Genomic DNA, 24,668 nt, shown 5'->3' with positions numbered 1-24,668 from the left:
CTTTTCAAAGCAATTTGATAAAAGTGGGTTTATCTTTTTACTTTTTTCACCTTTCTCTTGATATTCCCTTTCAGATAACCACACAAGCAGTCATTTTCCCTGATTTTTTTGCAAATACTCTAGACGAGCATAATTTGAGCCATAAACAATACAAAAAAGCCCATACCACCAGGGCGATTTTCTTGATATTTTGTGCCACGGCTGCAAGGAAGCATTGCATTTGGACTTTGGATAGCCCTCTATAACGGGCATAACGGTGTCCGTGATGTTGTTTTGCGTCGGCAAAGCTGCGTTCTACCGTTTCCGCTCGGCGTTTGTAAAGGTTTCTGCCTTGCTCCGATACTCTCACTGCGTTGGCATTGTCCACCGCATCTTGATAGATATGCCTTGTGATGAGCCGTTCGGCTTTTTGGTTTTGGGTGCATTGCGTGCTAAGCGGGCACGTTTGACAGTATTTGGGGTTGGATTTGTAGGTGTGATAACCTTCTCGGGTTGTGGTGCTGTAGACGAGCGATTGTCCGGCAGAGCAGGTGTAGCTGTCGGTTTGGCCATCATAGTTGAACGCACTTTTTCGTAAGGCGTTCTTGCCTTTGGTTGGGCGACGATAGCCAAATACGCCGATAATCTTGCGGCGGGCAAGGCTTTCGGTAACGGGGGCGGTAAAATAACCTGCGTCAAGCCCGACGGCTTTGGGCTTGAACTGAAAGCGTTTTGTGGTGGCATCAAGGCGGGCGATATAGGGTTGGCTGTCATTGACATTCCCTGCCGTGGCAAAGGTATCTAAAATAATCCCGAATTTCCCATCGACTGTACGGTGGTCAAGATAGAAGAAGCCTTTGGGCTTGTTATCTCGGTGCATATACCCGCTTTCAGGGTCGGTATTACTGACTTTGGTGTCTTTGACTTCAACGGCTCTTTCACTCGCCTTTAACGGCTTTTTTCCTTTTTCTTCCCGCACTTTTGCCACATCTTTGTTGAGCATTTCAATGTATTGACTGACACGCACTTCACGCTTTTCATTATGCTTTTTGTTCTTATTAGCATTGGCTTTCAAATGCGTACTGTCGGTGAAAAGATATTTTCCGCCCACTAAGCCTTTTTCCATTGCCTGCCAAACGATATGGGTAAAAATACGCTCAAACACATCCGTGCCGTTAAAACGGCGAATACGGTTTTGGCTTAAGGTGCTGGCATCAATCACTTTTTCCGTTAGGTTCATCCCCAAAAACCAACGGTAAGCGACATTGACTTCAATCTCTTTGACTAATTGGCGTTCACTTTTAATGCCGAAAAGATAGCCGAGTAGCATTATTTTGAACAAGCGAACAGGGTCAACGGCAGGGCGACCGTTATCGTGGCAATACAGATGGGCGACTTCATCGCGGATAAACTCAAAATCAATGGCTTTAGCCACTTTGCGGACAAGATGGTCTTTGGGAACGAGTTGTTCGAGACTTATCATCTCGAGTTCATATTGTGGAGAGACGGTATTTTTGAGCATAGACATTTCCTTTTTCGATATGCCTATTAGATCAAACCTCTAGATATATGTCTAGAGGTTTGTCAGCGGTCTGAGCCCTAGCATACGCTAGGGCTTTGATTCATTAGCGAATTTATTCGTCATCTGCCATATTGAGCATTTCAGCTAAACTTGCTGTCGCATCTTCAATTACAGACGGGCTGTTTTCCGCCATAAATTCTTCCACTTCTTCATCGCTAACCAATACCGGTGCAACGCCCTCTACACGAGTTTTGATGCGGTTTTGGTGATAGGCGAAACCGGTACCTGCCGGAATTAAACGACCAACGATAACGTTTTCTTTTAAGCCGCGTAATTCGTCACGTTTACCTGCCACTGCCGCTTCGGTTAACACGCGAGTGGTTTCTTGGAAGGATGCCGCCGAGATGAATGACTCGGTTGCCAATGATGCTTTGGTAATACCAAGCAATTCACGTTCAAATTCCACCGGCGGTTTGCCTTCGGCTTCGCGTTGACGGTTAACGATTTTTACACGTGCCACTTCAACTTGTTCCCCTTCAAGGAATTCGCTGTCATAAGCTTTAGTGACGATACCTTTACGCAACATTTGACGAACGATCACTTCGATGTGCTTATCATTAATTTTTACCCCTTGTAAGCGGTAAACTTCTTGCACTTCGTTCACGATGTAATCAGTTACTGCATGTACGCCGCGTAAACGTAAAATATCGTGCGGTGTTTCAGCACCGTCGGAGATCAAGTCACCGCGTTCTACCATCTCACCTTCAAATACGTTTAATTGACGCCATTTCGGAATCATTTCTTCGTAGGCTTCGCCTTCCGCCGGAGTGATTAACAAGCGGCGTTTACCTTTGGTTTCTTTACCGAAGGACACGATACCGGAGATTTCTGCCAAAATTGCAGGCTCTTTCGGTTTACGCGCTTCAAATAAGTCTGCTACGCGCGGAAGACCACCAGTAATATCTTTCGTCCCCACCGACTCTTGTGGAATACGTGCTAATGCATCACCCAGTGAGACTTCTGCACCATCGTCTAAAGTCACAATGGCTTTACCTGGTAAGAAGTAAGTGGCTGCAATGTCAGTACCTGGGATTAAGATATCATTACCTTTGGCATCCACTAATTTCAATGCCGGACGTAAATCTTTACCTGCGGTCGCACGTTCACCCACATCTTGTACTACAATCGATGATAAACCGGTTAAGTCATCGGTTTGACGGGTTACGGTTAAACCGTCCACAATATCCACAAATTTTACAAAACCTGATACTTCAGAAATAACCGGCATGGTATGCGGATCCCAGTTAGCGACCACTTCACCGGTCGTCACTTCTTGACCTTCGCCTTTATTCAAGATTGCACCGTAAGGCACTTTATAGTGCTCTTTCGTACGACCGAAAGCGTCGATAATGGTCAATTCGGTGTTACGGGAAGTTAATACCAATTTACCTTCGTTATTAGTTACGGATTTCACGCCGCTCAAACGAATCGTACCGGTATTTTTCACTTGGATACTGGACTCTTTCGCTGCCGCAGATGCCGCACCACCGATGTGGAACGTACGCATGGTTAACTGTGTACCCGGTTCACCGATTGATTGTGCCGCAATAACACCCACGGCTTCACCTTGGTTAATCAAGTGACCGCGAGCCAAATCACGACCGTAACATTTCGCACACACACCGAAGTCTGTGTTACAGGTTACAACGGAACGTACTTTAATGCTATCCACAGAGTTTGCATCAATCACATCACACAATTTTTCATCTAATAATGTGTTACGCGGAATTAATACTTCGTTTGTACCCGGTTTTAAGATGTCTTCAGCTGCAACACGACCTAATACGCGATCACGCAATGCTTCTTTAACATCACCACCTTCGATAAGCGGTGTCATCACGATACCTTCGTGCGTACCACAGTCATCTTCAATGATTACTAAATCTTGTGCCACATCAACCAAACGACGGGTTAAGTAACCGGAGTTCGCTGTTTTTAACGCAGTATCCGCCAAACCTTTACGTGCACCGTGGGTTGAAATAAAGTATTGTAATACGTTCAAACCTTCACGGAAGTTCGCAGTAATCGGAGTTTCGATGATCGAACCGTCCGGACGTGCCATCAAACCACGCATACCTGCTAACTGACGAATCTGTGCGGCAGAACCACGTGCACCGGAATCCGCCATCATAAAGATGCTGTTGAATGAAGCTTGTTTTTCAGGGTTCCCTTCACGGTTGATGACTTCTTCCGAGGAAAGGTTTTCCATCATCGCTTTCGCTACACGTTCGTTAGCTGCCGCCCAAATATCGATCACTTTGTTATAGCGTTCGCCCGCGGTAACAAGACCGGATTGGAATTGCTCTTGAATTTCCGCAACTTCTGCTTCTGCGGCTTCGATAATGCTGTATTTCTGTTCCGGGATCACCATATCGTCGATACCGACTGATGAGCCTGAACGTGCCGCATAAGCAAAACCGGTGTACATAATTTGGTCAGCGAACATCACGCTTGGTTTCATACCCAAACGACGATAGCTTTCGTTGATCAATTTAGAAATCGCTTTTTTGCCTAAAGTTTGGTTGAACAAACTGAACGGCATACCTTTTGGTGCAATCATCCATAAGATTGAACGCCCAATAGTGGTATCCGTTAATTTAGTTTCACCTACCCATTCACCGTTTTCATCTTTGTGATATTCGGTAATACGCACTTTCACACGGGAATGTAATTCTGCCTGACCGGTACGATACGCTTTTTCCGCTTCGCGCGGGTCTTGCAACAACATGCCTTCGCCTTTACCGTTCACTTTTTCACGGGTCATATAGTAAAGACCCAATACCACGTCTTGTGACGGCACAATAATCGGCTCACCGTTCGCCGGTGATAAGATGTTGTTGGTGGACATCATCAACGCACGTGCTTCTAATTGGGCTTCCAAAGTCAATGGTACGTGTACCGCCATTTGGTCGCCATCGAAGTCTGCGTTAAACGCCGCACACACTAATGGGTGTAACTGAATCGCTTTACCTTCGATCAAAATCGGTTCAAACGCCTGAATACCCAAACGGTGCAAGGTTGGTGCACGGTTCAATAGAATCGGGTGCTCGCGAATTACATCTGCCAAGATATCCCATACAATAGCGTCTTCACGCTCAACCATTTTCTTTGCTGCTTTAATAGTCGAAGCGAAGCCGCGGCTTTCTAATTTTGCATAAATAAACGGACGGAATAATTCCAACGCCATTTTTTTCGGTAAGCCGCATTGATGCAAATGCAGATAAGGACCTACGGTAATAACGGAACGGCCTGAATAGTCAACACGTTTACCCAATAAGTTTTGACGGAAACGACCCTGTTTACCTTTGATCATATCTGCCAAAGATTTTAATGGACGTTTGTTAGAACCGGTGATTGCACGACCGCGACGACCGTTATCTAATAACGCATCCACAGATTCCTGTAACATGCGTTTTTCGTTACGCACGATGATATCCGGTGCGATTAAGTCCAATAAACGTTTTAAACGATTGTTACGGTTGATTACTCGACGATATAAATCATTCAAATCAGAGGTTGCAAAACGACCGCCGTCAAGCGGTACTAACGGACGTAAATCCGGTGGTAGCACAGGTAATACGGTTAATACCATCCATTCCGGTTTGTTACCGGATTGAATGAAAGCTTCCAATAATTTCAAACGTTTAGTAATTTTCTTACGCTTGGTTTCGGAATTGGTTTCTTGCAATTCTTCGCGTAAGGTTTCGCATTGATGCTCTAAATCCATATCGCGCAACAAGGCTTGGATGGCTTCCGCCCCCATTTTCGCGTCGAATTCATCTGCCCAACGGTCTTCCGCTTCGATGAATTGTTCTTCTGTTAATAATTGACCTTTTTCCAGATCAGTCATACCGGGCTCGATCACGATGTAGCTTTCAAAATAAAGCACACGTTCGATATCGCGTAACGGCATATCTAATAATAAACCGATACGGGATGGTAATGATTTTAAGAACCAAATGTGTGCAACCGGTGACGCCAATTCGATATGTCCCATACGCTCACGACGTACTTTGGTTTGAGTCACTTCAACACCACATTTTTCACAAATCACACCACGGTGTTTTAAGCGTTTGTATTTACCGCATAAACATTCGTAGTCTTTCACCGGGCCGAAAATACGGGCACAGAAAAGACCGTCACGTTCAGGCTTGAATGTACGGTAGTTAATGGTTTCAGGTTTTTTAACTTCACCGAATGACCAAGAACGGATCATATCCGGTGATGCTAAACCGATTTTAATCACATCAAAATCTTCAGCCGTTTTTGATTGTGCTTTTAAAAACTTAACTAAGTCTTTCACAGATTTGCTCCTGTCGGAGTTAAACTTATTCAAGTGCGGTGCGAATTTCAGAAATTTTTAAAAATTTGACCGCACTTGAGCGAATTTTTAGTAGTGGGCAACAAGTACCCATCCTACGGTTTTTCTATGCTTCTTCCAATTCAATGTTCAAGCCAAGAGAACGGATTTCTTTGGTCACCACATTGAAGGATTCCGGCATACCGGCTTCCATTTCGTGGGTGCCGCCAACGATGTTTTTATACATCTTCGTACGGCCGTTCACGTCATCGGATTTCACGGTTAACATTTCTTGTAAGGTGTAAGCCGCACCATAAGCCTCAAGTGCCCAGACTTCCATCTCACCGAAACGTTGACCACCGAATTGTGCTTTACCACCCAATGGTTGCTGTGTAACAAGACTATAAGAACCGGTTGAACGAGCGTGCATTTTGTCGTCAACTAAATGGTTCAATTTGAGCATATACATATAACCTACGGTTACCGGACGCTCGAATTTCTCACCGGTACGACCGTCATACAGAGTAATTTGACCCGATGTCGGTAAGCCGCCAAGAGCAAGTAAATCTTTGATTTCTTGTTCGTGAGCACCGTCAAATACCGGTGTTGCCAACGGTAAACCTTTACGTAAGTTCTGTGCCAAACGCATTACTTCTTCATCAGTGAAGGTGCTGAGATCCACTTTTTGTGAACCGCCGCCCAAATCGTAGGCTTTTTGGATATAGCCGCGTAATTTCTCAACTTCTTGTTTTTGTTTGAGCATTACGTTGATTTGATCACCAATACCTTTCGCCGCCAAACCTAAGTGGGTTTCTAAGATCTGACCGATGTTCATACGAGACGGTACGCCCAGCGGGTTCAATACGATTTCTACCGGTTGGCCGTTTTCATCATACGGCATGTCTTCCACAGGGTTAATTTTTGAGATAACCCCTTTGTTACCGTGACGACCCGCCATTTTATCACCCGGTTGAATGTGACGTTTCACAGCCAAGTATACTTTAACCACTTTCAGTACGCCCGGTGCCAAATCATCACCTTGGATGATCTTGCTGCGTTTCACTTCAAGTTTGTGTTCAAACTCTTTACGCAATTCTTCGTATTGTTCGGCCAACTGTTCTAATTGGTTTTGTTTCGCTTCATCGCTTAGAGTTTGCTCTAACCATTTAGTGCGGTCTAATTTATCTAAGTTTTGTGCCTCTAAACCGCCTGCAATCAACAAGTCGCGAACACGGGAGAATAAACCTGCTTCTAAAATTTCAAGCTCTTCTACCAAGTCTTTTTTCGCTTGTTTTAATTGCATTTCTTCGATTTCAAGTGCACGTTTGTCTTTCTCTACACCATCACGGGTAAATACTTGAACGTCGATAACCGTACCGGACACACTGTTAGGTACACGTAATGATGAATCTTTTACATCAGATGCTTTTTCACCGAAGATGGCTCGCAATAATTTTTCTTCCGGAGTTAATTGTGTTTCACCTTTTGGTGTCACTTTACCCACAAGAATATCGCCGCCTTTCACTTCCGCACCGATATACACGATACCGGATTCGTCCAGCTTGCTTAATGCCGCTTCACCCACGTTCGGAATATCTGCAGTGATTTCTTCCGCACCCAATTTAGTATCACGTGCTACACAAGATAATTCTTGAATGTGAATGGTAGTGAAACGGTCTTGTTGAACCACGCGCTCTGACACTAACATTGAGTCTTCGAAGTTATAACCGTTCCACGGCATAAATGCCACACGGATATTCTGACCTAACGCCAATTCACCTAAATCGGTTGACGGACCATCCGCCATTACTTCGCCACGTTTAATCGGCTCGCCCAAAGATACGCAAGGAATTTGGTTGATACAGGTATTTTGGTTAGAACGGGTATATTTAATTAAGTTATAAATGTCAATACCTGCTTCACCCGGTACGGTTTCATCTTCGTTAACTTTCACTACAATACGGGATGAATCCACGTATTGAATGATACCGCCGCGTTTAGCTACAACCGCCACACCGGAATCCAGTGCAATCGGTTTTTCCATACCGGTACCCACTAACGGTTTATCGGAACGTAAAGTCGGCACGGCTTGACGTTGCATGTTCGCACCCATTAAGGCACGGTTCGCATCGTCGTGTTCTAGGAATGGAATTAACGCCGCCGCCACGGACACCACTTGTTGAGTGGAAACGTCCATATAGTGAATTTCTTCCGGACGGTATAAACCGGCTTCACCGTGTTCGCCGCGCGCAGTAACATAAGTATCGGTAAAACGGAAGTTTTCATCTAAGTTTGAGTTCGCCTGTGCGATAATGTATTTACCTTCTTCAATAGCAGATAAATACTCGATCTCTTCGGTCACCTGACCGTCAACTACTTTACGATACGGCGTTTCTAAGAAGCCGTAATTATTGGTACGAGCGTACACAGACAAGGAGTTGATCAAACCGATGTTCGGACCTTCAGGAGTTTCGATCGGACACACACGACCATAGTGAGTGGTGTGTACGTCACGTACTTCAAAGCCCGCACGTTCACGGGTCAAACCGCCCGGACCTAATGCAGAAATACGACGTTTGTGTGTTACTTCTGAAAGCGGGTTATTCTGATCCATAAATTGCGATAATTGTGATGAACCAAAGAACTCACGCACTGCCGCTGAAATCGGTTTCGCATTGATCAAATCTTGTGGTGTCACAGAATCCAAATCACCTAAAGAAAGGCGTTCTTTTACCGCTCTTTCTACACGCACCAAACCAATGCGGAATTGGTTTTCTGCCATTTCACCAACAGAACGGATACGACGGTTGCCTAAGTGGTCGATGTCGTCCACTTCACCGCGACCGTTACGGATATCAATGAGTTTACGCATCACATTGATGATGTCTTCATTACTTAAAATTCCGCTGCCGACAGATTCTTCCAGACCTAAAGAGCGGTTGAATTTCATACGACCTACCGCAGATAAATCATAACGATCATTTGAGAAGAATAAATTATCAAATAAAGACTCTGCCGCTTCTTTTGTCGGTGGCTCGCCCGGACGCATCATACGGTAGATTTCCACTAATGCACTTAAACGATCATTAGACGGATCTACACGTAAAGTTTCGGAAATATAAGAACCTTGGTCAAGATCGTTGGTAAATAATGTCTCAATGGTGTTATAACCTGCTTGAGCTAATTTCGCCAATATTTCCAAAGAAATTTCCATATTCGCCGGACAAATCACTTCACCAGTTTCAAGATCCACATAATCTTTCGCCGCAACTTTGCCTACGATATATTCGGTTGGAACCACCACTTGCGTGATATTATCTTTTTCTAACGCTTTGATATGACGCACAGTAATACGACGGCCGCGTTCAACATATACTTTGCCGTTAGCTTCAATATCAAAAGTCGCGGTTTCGCCACGTAAACGTTCCGGTACTAAAGTCATTAATAGTTTATTATTATCAATTTCAAAAACGACTTTATTAAAGAATAGTGCCAAAATTTCTTCGGTGGTATAACCTAAAGCGCGTAAGATAATGGTTGCCGGCAATTTACGACGACGGTCGATACGGGCAAATAAGTTATCTTTCGGATCGAATTCAAAATCCAACCAAGAACCGCGATAAGGAATAATACGTGCGTTATAAAGCACTTTACCGGATGAGTGAGTTTTACCTTTGTCGCTATCAAAGAATACGCCCGGACTACGGTGTAATTGTGATACGATAACACGTTCGGTACCGTTGATCACGAAAGTACCGTTTTCCGTCATTAATGGGATTTCCCCCATGTACACATCTTGTTCTTTAATATCTTTAATAGTGCCTGGTGCGGCATCTCTGTCATAGCTGACAAGGCGTAATTTTACGCGTAACGGGGCAGCAAAAGTGGTACCGCGAATTTGACATTCACGCACGTCAAATACCGGCTCGCCTAATTTGTAGCTCACATATTGTAATTCAGTACTACCGTTGTTGCTGGTAATCGGAAATACCGAACGGAATGCAGCTTCTAAACCTTGCTGACCTTCAGGATCCTGTTGAATAAATTTATCAAAAGAATCCAATTGAATAGTTAATAAATAGGGTACATTTAATACTTGCGGACGTTTGCCGAAGTCTTTACGAATACGTTTTTTCTCGGTATAGGAGTAAACCATGGGGTTCCTCTGCTTGCTGTTCAGTGGTTTTACTGCACACACATAATACTGGTGTGGCAACGCATTGATACCGTTTGTTAAATGACCGCACTCTGAACCTTACTTCTGAGTGGGTAGAACTCAAATAATTGATTTTACTTGAGAAAGAACAAAAACAACTAAACGGGAATTTGTCTCTGCTCGGATAGTACAAAATGGCTGATGGTAAACCACCAGCCATTTGCTGACGAAGTCAGGCTAAATAGATAATCAAAAATTATTTGATTTCTACTTGTGCACCCGCTTCTTCTAATTCTTTTTTCAACGCTTCCGCTTCAGCTTTAGCGATGCCTTCTTTCAATACTGCCGGTGCAGATTCAACTAAATCTTTGGCTTCTTTTAAGCCTAAACCTGTTGCACCACGTACAGCTTTGATTACTGCAACTTTGTTAGCACCTGCTGCTGCAAGAACTACGTCGAATTCTGTTTTTTCTTCAACTGCCGCTGCCGCTGCTGCCGGAGCTGCCGCTGCTACTGCTGCTGAAACGCCGAATTTTTCTTCCATCGCTGCGATTAATTCAACGATTTCTGATACTGATTTAGAAGCAATCGCTTCAATTAATTGTTCGTTAGTTAAAGACATAATAATCTATTCCTAAAGTAAATAAAGTTAAATGAGTTAAGAAACGCTTGATTAAGCTGCTTCTTGTAATTTGTCGCGTAAAGCCGCAATCGTACGAACAAGTTTGCCCGCCGCTGCTTCTTTCATTGTGCCCATTAAACGTGCAATCGCTTCTTCGTAAGTCGGCAATGTTGCTAAGAATTGAATATCTTGCAATTTACCTTCAAAGGCTGCACCTTTAACTTCAAACTTATCGTTTGTTTTTGCAAATTCACTGAACAAACGTGCTGCTGCACCCGGGTGTTCATTTGAAAACGCGATAAGTGTCGGACCTACAAACGCATCTTTCAAGCATTCGAATTCGGTGCCTTCTACTGCACGACGTAATAAAGTATTACGCACAACACGCATAGTTACACCAGCTTCGCGAGCTGATTTACGTAATTCAGTCATTTTGTCCACAGTTACACCACGGGAATCCGCGATTACTGCAGAAAGGGCACCTTTGGCTGCTTCATTTACTTCAGCAACAATCGCTTGTTTGTCTTGAAGATTTAATGCCATTGGTTTTAGCTCCTGAATACACTCCGATTTCTCGGAATTAAACAACCTAGCAATAAAGACTAGGACGACTTTCGGTGTCCAGAAGCAGAAAATTTCGTACTCTGTTCACCATCTACGCAAGATAATTAAGCAAATTTAACCGCACTTTTATAAAAATCGTACAATTAAACTCCCCTTGCGGTCTTGGACGGGGCTTGAAATAGGTCAAGCACCAACCAGATTTTAGACCAAAAAACAACCTAGTCTAAAAGAAAGGCGTAAATTATAAACATATTCTACGCCTTTGTAAATAGTTCGAGCTAATTATAAGCTGCTTTGATCAACTGCAACACCTGCACCCATCGTGGTAGAGATGCTAACTTTCTTGATATAAACGCCTTTAGCAGAAGTTGGTTTTGCTTTGTTTAAAGCGGCCAATAAAGCCTGTAAATTCTCTTTTAATTGTTCCGGAGAGAAATCTGCTTTACCGATAGTGGTATGGATAATACCATTTTTGTCGTTACGGTAACGAACCTGACCGGATTTAGCATTTTTGATTGCTTCCGCTACGTTAGGTGTTACAGTACCCACTTTCGGGTTTGGCATTAAGCCACGCGGACCTAAGATTTGACCTAATTGACCTACAACACGCATTGCATCCGGAGAGGCAATAACAACGTCAAAGTCCATTTCACCTTTTTTCACTTGCTCAGCAAGATCTTCCATACCGACTAAATCTGCACCGGCTTCTTTAGCCGCTTCAACATTTGAAGTAAATACCGCAACGCGTACTGTACGACCTGTACCGTGTGGTAACACAGTTGCTCCGCGCACATTTTGGTCAGATTTACGAGCATCAATACCTAAGTTCACTGCCACGTCAACGCTTTCTACAAATTTAGCCGTTGCGAATTGTTTTAATAATGCGATTGCTTCATTGATTTCGTAAGCTTTTGTTGAATCTACGCCGGCTTTAATCGCTTTCATACGTTTAGTTAATTTAGCCATTGATTAGTCCTCCACTACTAAGCCCATTGAACGTGCAGTACCTTCAATAGATTTCATCTTAGTTTCAATAGAAGCACCAGTCATATCAGCTGCTTTAGTTTCAGCGATTTCACGAACTTGTGCACGAGTTACTTTACCCACTTTATCTTTGTTTGGTTTACCTGAACCAGACTTGATACCTGCAGCTTTTTTCAATAATACGGCTGCCGGAGGAGTTTTAGTAATAAATGTGAATGAACGGTCAGCATAAACTGTGATCACAACAGGAATCGGTAAACCTTTCTCTAAGCTCTCGGTACGAGCGTTGAATGCCTTACAGAATTCCATGATATTTACACCTTGTTGACCTAATGCAGGTCCGACCGGTGGTGACGGGTTAGCCATACCAGCTGCGACTTGCAACTTAACATAGGCTTGTACTTTTTTTGCCATTTTAGTTTCCTCTGAATGGGTGATAACGCAAGCAAGCTTGCTCCCCTGTTGTTAAAGAACGGGTATTTTATATAAAACCCGCTAGCATTTCAAGCGAAAAACTTGAAAAATCTACCGCACTTTATATTCCACAAAATGCGAATTAATTTGCTTTCTCTACTTGACTGAATTCCAGCTCAACCGGCGTTGCACGACCGAAAATAGAAACTGAAACCTTAATGCGGGATTTTTCATAATCCACCTCTTCCACCGTACCGTTAAAGTCAGCAAACGGCCCTTCGGTAACACGAACTTCTTCGCCCGGTTGGAAAGTTGTTTTCGGTTTCGGTTTATCGCTGTTTTGTTCTAAACGATTTAAAATCAATTCCGCTTCACGATTACTGATTGGAGCCGGTTTATCCGGAGTACCGCCAATAAAGCCCATGGTATTCGGTACACTGCGCACCAGCTGCCAAGTGTAGTCATTCATTTCCATTTGAACCAATACATAACCTGGGAAAAATTTACGTTCGCTTTTACGGCGCTTACCTGCGACATTTTCGACGACTTCTTCTACCGGTACTAAAACTTCACCAAAATATTCTTCCATTTGGTTGACTTTAATGTATTCACGTAATAGCGTTGCTACACGATTTTCAAAGCCGGAAAAGGCTTGTAATACATACCAACGTTTTTTAGCTGCTGAATCTGTCATATTAGAATCTCAAATCTGTTAAGAACGTAAGAATAGATAGAATGATTGAATCAAATCCCCATAAAATCAATGAAGTAACTACCACTACTCCGATAACTATAAAGGTAGTTTGCATTGCTTCTTGACGTACCGGCCAAGTAATGCGTTTTAATTCGGTTTTTGATTCACTGAAGAAATTAAGTGCTTTTTTACCTTGATTAGTCATTGCCGCAATGGCGAGAGCAATCACTATCAATACGGCAATTCCTGCAACACGGATTGGTGTTGAATACTGATCTGCCAATTCAATATTACCGACAGCTGCGGCAATGATGATTACGGCGACCAATAACCATAGAAAGATATTTAAGCCTTTTGATTTTTTTGCTTCACCATCCTGTGCTTGAGCGACAATTTGGCTTTTTTTATTTTTTTCGATCTCTAAACTCATAATTGACCCATCAAATCATTAAAAATAGGTGTTATTTTTCTGAACGCAAGATTGTAGCATTTTATTTAGGCTTTTCATAATAAAATTATATGATTTTCCTTCTTTTCTCTGCTCAAACAAAAAAGCGGCCAAAACTGACCGCTCTTTTTGTTTATCAATAACTGATAAAAACTATTATTTAATGATTTTCGCCACAACGCCCGCACCTACTGTACGACCGCCTTCACGGATTGCAAAACGTAAACCTTGGTCCATCGCGATTGGGTGGATTAGGCTTACTGTCATTTTGATGTTATCCCCCGGCATTACCATTTCTACGCCTTCCGGTAATTCGATTGTACCGGTTACGTCCGTTGTACGGAAATAGAACTGTGGACGGTAGCCTTTGAAGAATGGAGTATGACGACCGCCTTCTTCTTTTGATAACACATAAACTTCTGATTCAAAGTCGGTGTGTGGCGTGATTGAACCCGGTTTCGCCAATACTTGACCACGTTCGATTTCTTCACGTTTGGTTCCACGTAATAATGCACCGATATTCTCACCCGCACGACCTTCGTCAAGCAATTTACGGAACATTTCAACACCTGTTACAGTCGTTTTCGCCGTATCTTTGATACCGACGATTTCAACTTCATCACCCGTACGGATGATACCGCGCTCAACACGACCTGTTACCACGGTACCGCGACCGGAGATTGAGAACACGTCTTCGATTGGTAATAAGAACGGTTGGTCGATTGCACGTTCAGGTTCCGGGATGTAAGAATCTAAGTGACCTGCCAATTCAAGGATTTTTTCTTCCCAGGCTGCATCACCTTCTAACGCTTTTAATGCTGAACCGCGCACGATTGGTGTATCGTCACCAGGGAAATCGTATTGAGATAGAAGTTCACGTACTTCCATTTCAACTAATTCCAATAATTCCTCGTCATCTACCATGTCGCATTTGTTTAAGAATACGATGATGTAAGGAACACCTACCTGGCGACCTAAAAGGATGTGTTCACGAGTTTGTGGCATTGGACCGTCTGTTGCCGCTACTACTAAGATAGCTCCGTCCATTTGTGCCGCACCTGTGATCATGTTTTTAACATAGTCCGCGTGTCCCGGGCAGTCAACGTGTGCGTAGTGACGAGTCGGCGTATCATATTCAACGTGTGAAGTGTTGATGGTGATACCGCGTGCTTTTTCTTCAGGTGCGTTATCGATTTGGTCGAATGCGCGTGCCGCACCGCCGTAGTGTTTAGATAACACTGTAGTGATTGCTGCGGTTAAAGTTGTTTTACCGTGGTCAACGTGGCCGATTGTACCCACGTTAACGTGCGGTTTTGTACGTTCAAATTTTTCTTTAGACATTGGGAGTCCCTCTAAACAAACACGGTTATCGATGGTACGTTACCACATTAACCAATTATTAAATAAACTTTGTTCAACTGAAAGAGGATTGGAAGTATTTAAGAGTGGTGCTGATAGGCAGAATCGAACTGCCGACCTCATCCTTACCAAGGATGCGCTCTACCGACTGAGCTATATCAGCGTATTGGAGCGGGCAGCGGGAATCGAACCCGCGTCATTAGCTTGGAAGGCTAAGGTAATAGCCATTATACGATGCCCGCGTCTCTAAATTCATCTGTCCCATTCAATTTAAATAAGAAATGGTGGAGGGAGAAGGATTCGAACCTTCGAAGGCTGAGCCGGCAGATTTACAGTCTGCTCCCTTTGGCCGCTCGGGAATCCCTCCAAATCCTATCTTTAATGTCGGAATGGTGCCGACTATCGGAATCGAACTGATGACCTACTGATTACAAGTCAGTTGCTCTACCTACTGAGCTAAGTCGGCTCCGCTAAAGATATCTTCTTTAGGATATGGTGCCGACTATCGGAATCGAACTGATGACCTACTGATTACAAGTCAGTTGCTCTACCTACTGAGCTAAGTCGGCGTCCTAAACAAGTGAGGCGTATTATAGGGATTTTTTTATGTCTGACAAGTGTTTTTTTGAAAAAAATGTTTTTTTTTTATTATTCGATTAATATTCAAGCTGTTTTTGCATAATTTTCATTTTTTATACATAAATTTATCCTCACTTAAGAAAAAGTGCGGTATATTTGGCGATAATTTTAATGAACGACATCAATGTGGTAAAATTCGTGACTTCAAATGATTTTTCGGCACTTAGCCCGTTTTTAACTTTTGATCGCCAACAATGGGCGGAATTGCGTAAATCCGTGCCGTTACAACTCACCGAACAGGATTTAAAACCCTTGTTGGGTTTTAATGAAGAGCTTTCTTTAGATGAAGTGAGCATGATTTATTTACCGCTCACCCGTTTAATTAATTATTACATTGAAGAAAACCTGCGTCGCCAAACCGTATTACATCGCTTTTTAGGCGTTACTCCACCTAAAGTGCCTTATATTATCAGTATTGCCGGCAGTGTGGCAGTAGGAAAAAGTACTTCTGCCCGTATTCTGCAAACCTTGCTCTCCAACTGGCCTCATGTCCGTAAAGTCGATCTGATTACCACCGACGGCTTTCTTTATCCTCTCAGCAAGCTGAAAGCGGATAATTTATTGGAGAAAAAAGGCTTCCCGGTGTCTTATGATACCGCTCGTTTGGTGCAATTTCTGGCGGATATAAAATCCGGCAAACCCAATGTTACCGCACCAATTTACTCCCACTTAATTTATGACATCATTCCCGACGAATATGAAACCATCGATCGCCCCGATATTTTGATTTTGGAAGGGTTAAACGTATTACAGAGCGGTAAAGCGGGTAAACATTTTGTTTCCGATTTTGTGGATTTTTCGGTTTATGTGGATGCCGATGAAGCCCTATTAAAAACTTGGTATATCCGACGTTTCTTAAAATTTCGCCGCAGTGCATTCAGCGATCCGAATTCTTATTTTAAACACTACGCTGCCTTGTCGGAACAAGAAGCCATTGATACCGCAAGTAAAATTTGGGACGATATTAACGGATTAAATCTGAAACAAAACATTCTGCCGACGCGAGAACGAGCCAATCTGATCCTAACCAAAGGAGAAGATCATCATGTTCGCCAAATCCGCTTAAGAAAATAATTTTAAGATCAGACTGGTTTATTAGTAATTTTGCGATATAGTATCGTTATTAATGATAATCGCGAAATTTGACCATGGATTATTTAGATCGACTGATTCAACTCGCCCAAGTACAAGGGGAAATTAATGTGCTTTGCCGATTCGAAGGAAATTGGCAGGTGCATCATACACAAGACAGCAATGCCGTCGGAATCTTTCATATTATTTCGCAAGGGGAATGTGACGTGTCACTCAATAATCGGCATTATCATTTAACCGCCGGCGATGTATTCTTTCTATCACAAGGCATTCCGCACCATATCGCCAATAACGCTCAGCATAATGCCGAAACGGTGATAACCAACCATCAGCAAGGTATTTTTTGTTTACGTAGCAATCATCTAAGCTCTTATGATTTCGAGATGTTTTGCGGCTATGTACATTATTCGCCTTACATCCGAGAATTGCTCAATTTGCCCGATTGTTTGCATTTGCACGGCAAAGAAAATCCGCAAATCAACGCATTATTGCAATTATTACAAAATGAAACCAGTTCGCAGCCTTCAGGTAAAAGTATCGTTGATGCTTTATGCAACGTATTATTCGGTTATTTGGTGCGGGATTATGTACAACATCATCAAATTCACGAAGGTATTATCGCCGCTTTACAAGACAAACGCCTGCGGCATGCCGTGAATGGGATTTTGCAACAACCGGAATTTGAATGGAATATGGAAAATCTGGCGGCAAAATGTGCTATGTCTCGTGCAAATTTTATTCGTTTATTTAAACAAAAAACCGGTTTGCCGCCCGGTGGTTTTTTAACAGATGTGCGGATGCAGAAAGCCGAAATGTTATTACGCCAAAGCAATAAATCTGTGTTATTGGTTTCACTGGCGGTCGGTTATAAATCCGAATCTCATTTCAGCCAAGTCTTTAAAGAACGCTATGGTGTATCTCCGAGCCAATTTCGATCAATGCTATAAAAAACTGAAAGCAAAAGCGTTTGAGATTTTTCCGCAAGGATTTATGAAATATCCCCAAAATACACCGCACTTTCAGGCAAAAGTGCGGTCTCTTTTTGGTAAATTTAAGTGTGTAAGAAAGTCACAATTTCTAAAAATACTTTTAACAGGCTGGCATTAATAATATCAATAAAAAATGCCCCCACCATCGGTACAATTAAGAACGCTTTATGCGATGGACCGAAATGAGATGTGATAGCCTGCATATTGGCAACCGCGGTAGGCGTTGCCCCTAAGCCGAAGCCGCAATGACCGGCACTCAGTACCACTGCGTCATAATCTTTACCCATGACCCGATAAGTGACAAATATGGCAAACACCGCCATTAATGCAACTTGTAAAATTAAAATCGCAAATATCGGCAAGGCTAAATCGGCCAATTCCCATAATTGTAGCGACATCAATGCGATAGCTAAAAATAGCGACAAACCCACTGTTCCCAACACATCAATAGCTTCATCGGCAACTTTAAATTTAAAAATATGTGCTAAAGCATTACGGATAATCACACCAGTGAATAAACACCACACAAAGGTAGGCAGCTGCAATGCGGTGCCTTTTGTCATTAAGTCAAGATGCTGACCGACAAACAAGCAGATTGACAACATGGTGATGGTTTCAATAATGGTACGGGTGTTGACTTTGCGGCGATAAATTGGTTTTTCAAAAACTTCTTCCACATCATCCACATTTTCATCTTCCGGCACTTCTTGTTTATGCATTCGATTCAACAAGAAACTAGCCACAGGTCCGCCGATAACACCGCCGAAGACCAAACCGAAAGTGGCACAAGCCATTGCAAGTTCCAATGCACCGGGAATACCAAAACGATTGGTCAAGGTTTCAGCCCAACCCACACCGGTTCCGTGTCCACCGGTTAAGGTGACTGAGCCTGCAATCAAACCATAAGCGGGATCTAAATCAAAAGCTAATGCGGCCGCCACACCCAATGTGTTTTGGCAGAAAATAAATAATGCTGCAACACATAGGAAAATAACCAACGGTTTGCCGCCTTTAATTAAGCGGGAAAAATTGGCACTTAAACCGATTGATGAGAAAAACACGAGCATCATCGTGCGTTGTAAATCCGTATCAAATCTGAAACTGATTCCCCAAAAATGATGCACTGCGGTTAAGCTGATGGCAACAATAAACCCACCGATAACCGGTTCGGGGATATTATAATGACTGAGAAATGTAACCCGTTTTACTAAAAAATAACCCAACAACAAAACTAAGCTGGCTAATGCGACTGTTTCATAAGTATCAAAAACAAAATTCAAAATTTATAACCTCTCTTATTTATATTTTTAATCACAAATTTTCCTGTTGGAAAATTAAGAGCGGTGTAATTTAACAAAAAATGATGAAAGATTCCACCTATTAAACCTGTAGCCAGAAGGTTACCGGCCCGTCATTTACTAAACTAACCTGCATATCCGCCGCAAATCGTCCTGTTGCATAAGGCACTTTTTCACCGCATTTTTGAGCAAAATACTCATACATTTGTTCAGCTAATTCCGGTGATCCGCCATTGGAAAAGCTTGGTCGCAAGCCTTTATTGGTTTCAGCGGCTAAGGTAAATTGCGACACTACTAACACCGAACCGCCTGCCTGTTGCACGTTTAAATTCATTTTGCCGTTTTCATCGCTAAATATGCGATAATTCAACACTTTTTCCACCAAACGGTCGGCTTTTTGTGGATTATCTTCTTTTTCAACACCTAATAAAACCAACAATCCCGCCCCGATTTCGCCAACAATTTGATCAGCTACTTTCACATTGGCTTGTGCCACCCGCTGAATTAATGCAATCATTTTATTTCCTTTTGTTTTGATACTGTCAATTCTGCCGCCTACTCTGCAGTTTGTTCCAATGCCGTTAAATTCTCTTGTTGAATCAACCGCACTTCTTTAATTACCGCCGCCAGCTGAGCCCCTAATAAAATGAAAATCCAACTCAGTTGCAACCATAACAGCATAATCGGCAAGGTTGCCATCGCCCCGTAAATTAATTGATAAGACGGAAACGTCACAATATACCAACCAAACGCCTGTTTACCTAAGGTAAAGAAAACGGCAGCGACTAATGCCCCGACAGCAGCATGTTTGATATTTACTTTAGTATTCGGCACAAGCTGATAAATCAACGTGAAAGAAAGCCAAGTCAGCAAAAACGGTATAATGCGTAAAATTTCCAAACCGAAAGGCAGGCTGAAATCATTGGTTAGCGTTGTTGTAAATGTGTGGATATAGGTGCTTACAGCGGTGCTGGCACCGATAAAAAGCGGTCCGAGAGTTAGAATCGTCCAATAAATGGCAAACGAAAATACAATAGAACGCGGACGGGTTTCCGCCCAAATATTATTTAAGGTTCGGTCAATAGAATTGATCAGCATTAAAGCCACTACGACCAAACTCACAATCCCTACTGCACTCATCTGTTTGGTATTATTCACGAATTCGTCAATATACTGCCCAACGGTATCGCTGGCAGAGGGAGCGAAATTAGTGAAAATAAACTGTTTGATTTGCACAGTCACATCACTGAACACCGGGAACGCGGCAAACACGGAAAACACCACCATAATCAACGGTACAATAGCCAGCATTGTGCTATACGTGAGATAACCTGCGGCTTGGGTGAGTTTATTTTGATTAAAACGATGCCAAAAAGTACGCAAAAAAAGCATTGCTGTATTCATTTTCTTTCCTTTTATTCTGTTAAATAAAGCCCGCAACAATGTTGACAGCTGAGTTTAGAGTGGCAGGGGCATAAAAAGTCGGTCATAAATTCAGGGTCTCTTTTACAAAGGGAATCGTCAGTTTGCGTTGAGCCTGCAAAGATGCGTGATCCAACTGTTCTAAGGCTGCAAACAAAGTGTGCATATCGCGATCTAAGCGTTTAAACAAAAAATTTGCGGTTTCTAAGGGCAGTTCGATCCCCCGTTGATGAGCGTTTTGTTGTAATACACTCATTTTCTGTTCGTCCGTTAAGGATTCAAGCTGATAGATTTCTCCCCAGTTTAAACGAGAACGCAAATCCGGCAATTGTATAGTTAGGCTATTCGGTGGCTGTGCAGCACTCACTAACAAGAGTGTGTTGCCGGTCTCGCGTATACGGTTAATCAAATCAAAGATTGCCAATTCCCATTCCGGTTTGCTGATTACTTGTTCTAAATCATCCAAACACACGGCTTCTTGCTGCTCTAAATTATCCAGCACTTCAGGAGAAAAATATTGGGATTTATCCAAAGGCACATAAATAGCCGTGCGTTGTCGGCGTAGAAATTCATTGGTAACCGCTTTCAGCAAATGCGTTTTACCGCTACTCTGTCCGCCCCAAATATAGAAAAAAGGTTGTTGTAACTGTGTGAAATTCTGGCGTAGCGAATTGAGCAACAACAAATTATTGTCGCCATAGAAATTGGTCAGTGTTTCATCATCAATTTGATGAATGGGTAAGAGAAGTTGTTGCATCCATTTTATAAGGGTGGGCAACAAGTGCCCATCCAATCAATTACTCTAACGGCTCATTTTTGGCTTTCGGCAGAATTAAGTTAAGAATAATCGCTACCACCGCACATAAACTAATGCCTTTTAGGGATACTTCGCCGAAATTCACAAACATTCCGCCGATACCAAAAGTCATCACCACGGAGATAATACATAAATTGCGTGCTTCCGTCACATCCACTTTACCGCGGATCAACGTACTCATTCCCACCACTGCAATTGAGCCGAACACTAACATCATAATGCCTCCCATCACAATAGTCGGAATCGTTGCCAAGAATGCCCCTACTTTGCCGCAGAAAGAAATGGCTATCGCCCATACCGCGGCCCAAGTCATAATATTCGGATTAAAATTACGGGTCAGCATTACCGCACCGGTTACTTCCGCATAAGTGGTATTTGGCGGACCGCCCATTAAAGAAGCCGCGGATGTAGCGATACCGTCACCTAATAAAGTGCGGTGCAATCCCGGTTTTTTTAAGAAATCCTTGCCGGTTACCGAGCTGATCGCCATAATACCGCCCACGTGTTCCACTGCCGGAGCAATGGCAATTGGCAATAAGTATAAAATCGCTTCCAATTTAAATTCCGGTGTGGTGAGTTTCGGCATACTGAACCAAGATGCATCCAAAACAGGTTGGAAATTAATTAAACCTAAGAATAAACAAAGCACATAGCCCACCACAATTCCGAACATGATCGGAATTAGCTTCATCATACCTTTGGCAAATACCGCCACTCCAAGCGTTGTTAATAAGGTGACCATTGACACCAACACGGCATCATTATAAGCATAAGCACTGTTTTTGCCCAACGCCATATCGACCGCCACCGGTGCCAACCCCATACCGATAATAATGATCACAGGGCCCACAACCACAGGCGGGAAAATGCGTTCCAATGCCGCCGCACCACGCACTTTTACTAAGGCACTCAAGGCGAAATACACCAAGCCGGTAAACACCAAGCCCCCCATGGTGACGGATATGCCCCAAGTGGCTACACCGTATTGAATCGGTGCAATAAAAGCGAAAGATGATGCCAAGAAAATCGGTACTTGTCGTCCGGTACAAAGTTGGAATAACAATGTTCCCACGCCGGCGGTCAGTAATGCCGTATTGCTGTCTAACCCGGTAATTAACGGTACCAACACCAACGCACCGAATGCCACAAACAGCATTTGTAGGCCTACAAAGGCTTGTTTTGCCGAACTCTGTTTTATTTCAGGTTGCATAGTTTAATCCCTACTTCGTACCGAAAATTTTATCGCCTGCATCACCCAACCCCGGAATGATATAACCCTGTTCGTTTAGATGATCATCAATAGACGCAGTATATAATTCAATATCCGGATGAGCTTCTTCTAATGCTTTCAAACCTTCCGGCGCAGCCACTAACACTAAGACTTTAATGTGCCGGCAACCTTTGGATTTCAATAAATCAATGGTTGCAATCATAGAACCGCCGGTTGCCAGCATCGGATCAACCACGATAGCCAAGCGCTCAGAAATTTCACTGGCTAATTTTTGGAAGTACGGCACCGGCTCAAGAGTTTCCTCATCACGATACATCCCCACAACACTGATTCGAGCACTCGGAACATGTTCTAACACACCGTCCATCATACCAAGACCGGCACGCAAAATCGGTACTACAGTCACTTTTTTACCTTTAATCTGATCCACTTCCACTTGACCGCACCAGCCGTCAATAATCACTTTTTCCGTTTCTAAATCTGCCGTCGCTTCATAGGTCAACAAACTCCCCACTTCCGTTGCCAATTCGCGAAATGCTTTGGTACTGACATCCGCTGCGCGCATTAACCCTAATTTATGTTTCACCAATGGGTGTTTAATTTCCACAACTTTCATTTTGATCACCTTTTTGTTTTATTTATAAAAATTCAACGAATTTTAAACCAAAACAAGAAAAATGGGTAGGATATTTATTGTGATAAAATCATATCCATCCTTACCACAATAATTCAATTTTCCTAAAAATAACATATTATAATCATTCATAATTCATCTAATAAAAGGAACAAAGTATGCATAAAATATTGACCGTACTTCTCATTTCAATGACTACTCCACTTTATGCGATCCCAAGCATAAACTTTGAACATAAAGATTGGCAGCTTGTGTGTGATAACACTGGCACGTGTCGAGCCGTAGGCTATGGTGCTTCGGAGGAATATTTCACCATCATGATCGAACGGGAAGCCGGTGAACAAAGTGAACCGAAAGTCTACATTAAAACCGCATTAATGGACATCGATTGGTTTGATTCGCTAAAATCAAAGTCACGATCTTTGCCAGATACAGCAGAACTCTGGTTAAATGGGCAAAAAATCGGTAAATTTACTAATAGTGGAGCCAATGCTACGTCTGTTGGGGATTTCACACTATGGCAAGGCGTCGCGTTAACCGCAGAACAAAGCAAAGCGATTATAAGCAGCTTAAAAGGCAAAACTGATTTGCGTTATCGCTTAGGTAATTTCAATTGGGCTATTTCAGATGCCGGTTCGACCGCAGTGCTGTTGAAAATGGATGAATTTCAAAAAAGAGTGGGAAAACCGACCGCACTTATCCGCCCCGGCAATGATCGTTCCGCAGTATTAGCTCCGCAGGTCAAACCGCAAGTAAAAGCCGCACCGGTGAGCAGTGAAAAATCCTTTGTGATTAAAAGCGGTACAGAGCGCTATAACCAAATCCGCCAGTTAATTAAAGATGCTCACAGCAGCCAATGCAGCGATTGGATAAGTCTGGATGATGATAATGAATACGGCATGTTGGATTTTGAAATCACTCCGCTAAATCACGAGCTCAATTTGGTTTCCACAAGCTGTTGGACGGCTGCTTATAACGGCGGTAGTTTTTTTGCAGTGCTGAATAAAGATCTCAGCAAACTGGTACAAACCATTCAAACCGATGATTACTATGGTTATATCGGCTATCAAACTTATCAAAACGGTGAATTAAGTGCTCAAAATAAAGGGCGTGGTATTGGTGATTGCTGGGTTGGCACCACCGCCCAATGGAACGGTAAAACATTTGAAAAAACCACGGATTGGACAAGCGGTCTCTGCCGCGGTTATCCGGGTGGTGCTTGGCATCTGCCGGAATATGTGGCAGAAATGATACCAGCTAAATAAGCTATAAAAAATAACCCTGAATATTATCATATTCAGGGTTATTCAGACCGCTGACAAACCTCTAGACATCCATCTAGAGGTTTGATCTAATAGGCATATCGAAAAAGGAAATGTCTATGCTCAAAAATACCGTCTCTCCACAATATGAACTCGAGATGATAAGTCTCGAACAACTCGTT

Annotated in this window: 19 protein-coding genes and 5 tRNA genes; 3 read left to right on the top strand and 21 right to left on the bottom strand. The window is 42.9% G+C overall.

All coding sequences use genetic code 11. The features are described from left to right. Positions 1-70: 70 nt before the first annotated feature. The 15 genes from EDC44_RS11740 to EDC44_RS11670 all read right to left on the bottom strand — a co-directional run bounded on the left by EDC44_RS11740 (position 71) and on the right by EDC44_RS11670 (position 15,671). Entirely contained in the window at positions 71-1,501 is a 1,431-nt protein-coding gene (locus tag EDC44_RS11740) for an IS1182 family transposase (protein ID WP_131979188.1), read from the bottom strand. Positions 1,502-1,613: 112 nt separating this feature from the next. Continuing rightward, positions 1,614-5,864, bottom strand: a complete 4,251-nt coding sequence (gene rpoC, locus EDC44_RS11735) for a DNA-directed RNA polymerase subunit beta' (protein ID WP_131979185.1) — start codon at positions 5,862-5,864, stop codon at positions 1,614-1,616. A gap of 124 nt (positions 5,865-5,988) precedes the next feature. Next, positions 5,989-10,017, bottom strand: coding sequence for a DNA-directed RNA polymerase subunit beta (gene rpoB / locus EDC44_RS11730; RefSeq protein WP_131979182.1), 4,029 nt, complete (start codon positions 10,015-10,017; stop codon positions 5,989-5,991). A 256-nt stretch (positions 10,018-10,273) separates the two neighbouring features. Next, positions 10,274-10,639 carry a 50S ribosomal protein L7/L12 gene (gene rplL, locus EDC44_RS11725; RefSeq protein ID WP_131979179.1) on the bottom strand — a complete coding sequence of 122 codons (366 nt, stop codon included), beginning with the start codon at positions 10,637-10,639 and terminating at the stop codon, positions 10,274-10,276. 51 nt (positions 10,640-10,690) lie between these two features. Further along, complete coding sequence (gene rplJ / locus EDC44_RS11720) at positions 10,691-11,182, bottom strand: 50S ribosomal protein L10 (RefSeq protein WP_131979176.1); 492 nt, start codon at positions 11,180-11,182, stop codon at positions 10,691-10,693. A 303-nt stretch (positions 11,183-11,485) separates the two neighbouring features. Next, positions 11,486-12,169: a 50S ribosomal protein L1 gene (gene rplA, locus EDC44_RS11715; protein WP_131979173.1), complete on the bottom strand. Its 684-nt coding sequence runs from the start codon at positions 12,167-12,169 to the stop codon at positions 11,486-11,488. Between the two features lie 3 nt (positions 12,170-12,172). Further along, complete coding sequence (gene rplK / locus EDC44_RS11710) at positions 12,173-12,601, bottom strand: 50S ribosomal protein L11 (protein ID WP_131979170.1); 429 nt, start codon at positions 12,599-12,601, stop codon at positions 12,173-12,175. A 142-nt stretch (positions 12,602-12,743) separates the two neighbouring features. Continuing rightward, a complete protein-coding gene (gene nusG, locus EDC44_RS11705) occupies positions 12,744-13,295 on the bottom strand; it encodes a transcription termination/antitermination protein NusG (protein WP_131979167.1) in 552 nt (183 codons plus the stop codon). 1 nt (position 13,296) lies between these two features. Beyond that, entirely contained in the window at positions 13,297-13,725 is a 429-nt protein-coding gene (gene secE / locus EDC44_RS11700) for a preprotein translocase subunit SecE (RefSeq protein WP_131979164.1), read from the bottom strand. Positions 13,726-13,899: 174 nt separating this feature from the next. Further along, positions 13,900-15,084 carry an elongation factor Tu gene (tuf, locus tag EDC44_RS11695; protein WP_131974558.1) on the bottom strand — a complete coding sequence of 395 codons (1,185 nt, stop codon included), beginning with the start codon at positions 15,082-15,084 and terminating at the stop codon, positions 13,900-13,902. 105 nt (positions 15,085-15,189) lie between these two features. Next, positions 15,190-15,265 (bottom strand) — tRNA-Thr (locus EDC44_RS11690). 4 nt (positions 15,266-15,269) lie between these two features. Beyond that, positions 15,270-15,344: transfer RNA gene (locus tag EDC44_RS11685), tRNA-Gly, on the bottom strand. A 40-nt stretch (positions 15,345-15,384) separates the two neighbouring features. After that, a tRNA-Tyr gene (locus EDC44_RS11680) sits at positions 15,385-15,469 on the bottom strand. Positions 15,470-15,492: 23 nt separating this feature from the next. Further along, positions 15,493-15,568 (bottom strand) — tRNA-Thr (locus EDC44_RS11675). Positions 15,569-15,595: 27 nt separating this feature from the next. Then, a tRNA-Thr gene (locus EDC44_RS11670) sits at positions 15,596-15,671 on the bottom strand. Between the two features lie 181 nt (positions 15,672-15,852). On the opposite strand from EDC44_RS11670, the gene coaA reads away from it, so the two are divergent. Both coaA and EDC44_RS11660 read left to right on the top strand, forming a co-directional pair. Then, positions 15,853-16,815 carry a type I pantothenate kinase gene (gene coaA, locus EDC44_RS11665; RefSeq protein WP_131979161.1) on the top strand — a complete coding sequence of 321 codons (963 nt, stop codon included), beginning with the start codon at positions 15,853-15,855 and terminating at the stop codon, positions 16,813-16,815. A 74-nt stretch (positions 16,816-16,889) separates the two neighbouring features. Next, positions 16,890-17,780 carry a helix-turn-helix domain-containing protein gene (locus EDC44_RS11660; RefSeq protein ID WP_131979158.1) on the top strand — a complete coding sequence of 297 codons (891 nt, stop codon included), beginning with the start codon at positions 16,890-16,892 and terminating at the stop codon, positions 17,778-17,780. A gap of 104 nt (positions 17,781-17,884) precedes the next feature. On the opposite strand, the gene gltS is transcribed toward EDC44_RS11660, so the two are convergent. From gltS to upp, 6 genes are all read right to left on the bottom strand, one after another. Beyond that, positions 17,885-19,102: a sodium/glutamate symporter gene (gltS, locus tag EDC44_RS11655; protein WP_131979155.1), complete on the bottom strand. Its 1,218-nt coding sequence runs from the start codon at positions 19,100-19,102 to the stop codon at positions 17,885-17,887. Positions 19,103-19,202: 100 nt separating this feature from the next. Further along, complete coding sequence (dtd, locus tag EDC44_RS11650) at positions 19,203-19,637, bottom strand: D-aminoacyl-tRNA deacylase (protein ID WP_131979152.1); 435 nt, start codon at positions 19,635-19,637, stop codon at positions 19,203-19,205. A 38-nt stretch (positions 19,638-19,675) separates the two neighbouring features. After that, complete coding sequence (locus EDC44_RS11645; RefSeq protein ID WP_131979149.1) at positions 19,676-20,524, bottom strand: virulence factor BrkB family protein; 849 nt, start codon at positions 20,522-20,524, stop codon at positions 19,676-19,678. Positions 20,525-20,606: 82 nt separating this feature from the next. Continuing rightward, entirely contained in the window at positions 20,607-21,299 is a 693-nt protein-coding gene (gene hda / locus EDC44_RS11640; protein ID WP_131979146.1) for a DnaA regulatory inactivator Hda, read from the bottom strand. Positions 21,300-21,339: 40 nt separating this feature from the next. Then, a complete protein-coding gene (locus EDC44_RS11635) occupies positions 21,340-22,569 on the bottom strand; it encodes a nucleobase:cation symporter-2 family protein (protein WP_131979143.1) in 1,230 nt (409 codons plus the stop codon). A 10-nt stretch (positions 22,570-22,579) separates the two neighbouring features. Beyond that, positions 22,580-23,206, bottom strand: a complete 627-nt coding sequence (gene upp / locus EDC44_RS11630) for a uracil phosphoribosyltransferase (protein WP_131979140.1) — start codon at positions 23,204-23,206, stop codon at positions 22,580-22,582. Between the two features lie 176 nt (positions 23,207-23,382). Between upp and EDC44_RS11625 the strand changes: the two genes are divergently transcribed. Then, positions 23,383-24,489 (top strand): DUF1176 domain-containing protein, encoded by a 1,107-nt coding sequence (locus tag EDC44_RS11625; RefSeq protein WP_131979137.1) that lies wholly within the window; start codon positions 23,383-23,385, stop codon positions 24,487-24,489. The last annotated feature ends 179 nt before the right edge of the window (positions 24,490-24,668 follow it).

Origin of the sequence: Cricetibacter osteomyelitidis (genome assembly GCF_004340985.1) — a bacterium.
Taxonomy (GTDB): domain Bacteria; phylum Pseudomonadota; class Gammaproteobacteria; order Enterobacterales; family Pasteurellaceae; genus Cricetibacter; species Cricetibacter osteomyelitidis.
The sequence above is the reverse complement of the archived record's forward strand: the minus strand, read 5'-3'. Positions and strand labels throughout refer to the sequence as shown.

Bases quoted from the DNA above. Each gene is read 5' to 3' on its own strand.
- EDC44_RS11740 (WP_131979188.1), bottom strand. From the start codon at position 1,501: ATGCTCAAAAATACCGTCTCTCCACAATATGAACTCGAGATGATAAGT.
- rpoB (WP_131979182.1), bottom strand. From the start codon at position 10,017: ATGGTTTACTCCTATACCGAGAAAAAACGTATTCGTAAAGACTTCGGC.
- rplL (WP_131979179.1), bottom strand. From the start codon at position 10,639: ATGTCTTTAACTAACGAACAATTAATTGAAGCGATTGCTTCTAAATCA.
- rplJ (WP_131979176.1), bottom strand. From the start codon at position 11,182: ATGGCATTAAATCTTCAAGACAAACAAGCGATTGTTGCTGAAGTAAAT.
- rplA (WP_131979173.1), bottom strand. From the start codon at position 12,169: ATGGCTAAATTAACTAAACGTATGAAAGCGATTAAAGCCGGCGTAGAT.
- rplK (WP_131979170.1), bottom strand. From the start codon at position 12,601: ATGGCAAAAAAAGTACAAGCCTATGTTAAGTTGCAAGTCGCAGCTGGT.
- nusG (WP_131979167.1), bottom strand. From the start codon at position 13,295: ATGACAGATTCAGCAGCTAAAAAACGTTGGTATGTATTACAAGCCTTT.
- secE (WP_131979164.1), bottom strand. From the start codon at position 13,725: ATGAGTTTAGAGATCGAAAAAAATAAAAAAAGCCAAATTGTCGCTCAA.
- tuf (WP_131974558.1), bottom strand. From the start codon at position 15,084: ATGTCTAAAGAAAAATTTGAACGTACAAAACCGCACGTTAACGTGGGT.
- coaA (WP_131979161.1), top strand. From the start codon at position 15,853: ATGAACGACATCAATGTGGTAAAATTCGTGACTTCAAATGATTTTTCG.
- EDC44_RS11660 (WP_131979158.1), top strand. From the start codon at position 16,890: ATGGATTATTTAGATCGACTGATTCAACTCGCCCAAGTACAAGGGGAA.
- dtd (WP_131979152.1), bottom strand. From the start codon at position 19,637: ATGATTGCATTAATTCAGCGGGTGGCACAAGCCAATGTGAAAGTAGCT.
- EDC44_RS11645 (WP_131979149.1), bottom strand. From the start codon at position 20,524: ATGAATACAGCAATGCTTTTTTTGCGTACTTTTTGGCATCGTTTTAAT.
- hda (WP_131979146.1), bottom strand. From the start codon at position 21,299: ATGCAACAACTTCTCTTACCCATTCATCAAATTGATGATGAAACACTG.
- EDC44_RS11635 (WP_131979143.1), bottom strand. From the start codon at position 22,569: ATGCAACCTGAAATAAAACAGAGTTCGGCAAAACAAGCCTTTGTAGGC.
- upp (WP_131979140.1), bottom strand. From the start codon at position 23,206: ATGAAAGTTGTGGAAATTAAACACCCATTGGTGAAACATAAATTAGGG.
- EDC44_RS11625 (WP_131979137.1), top strand. From the start codon at position 23,383: ATGCATAAAATATTGACCGTACTTCTCATTTCAATGACTACTCCACTT.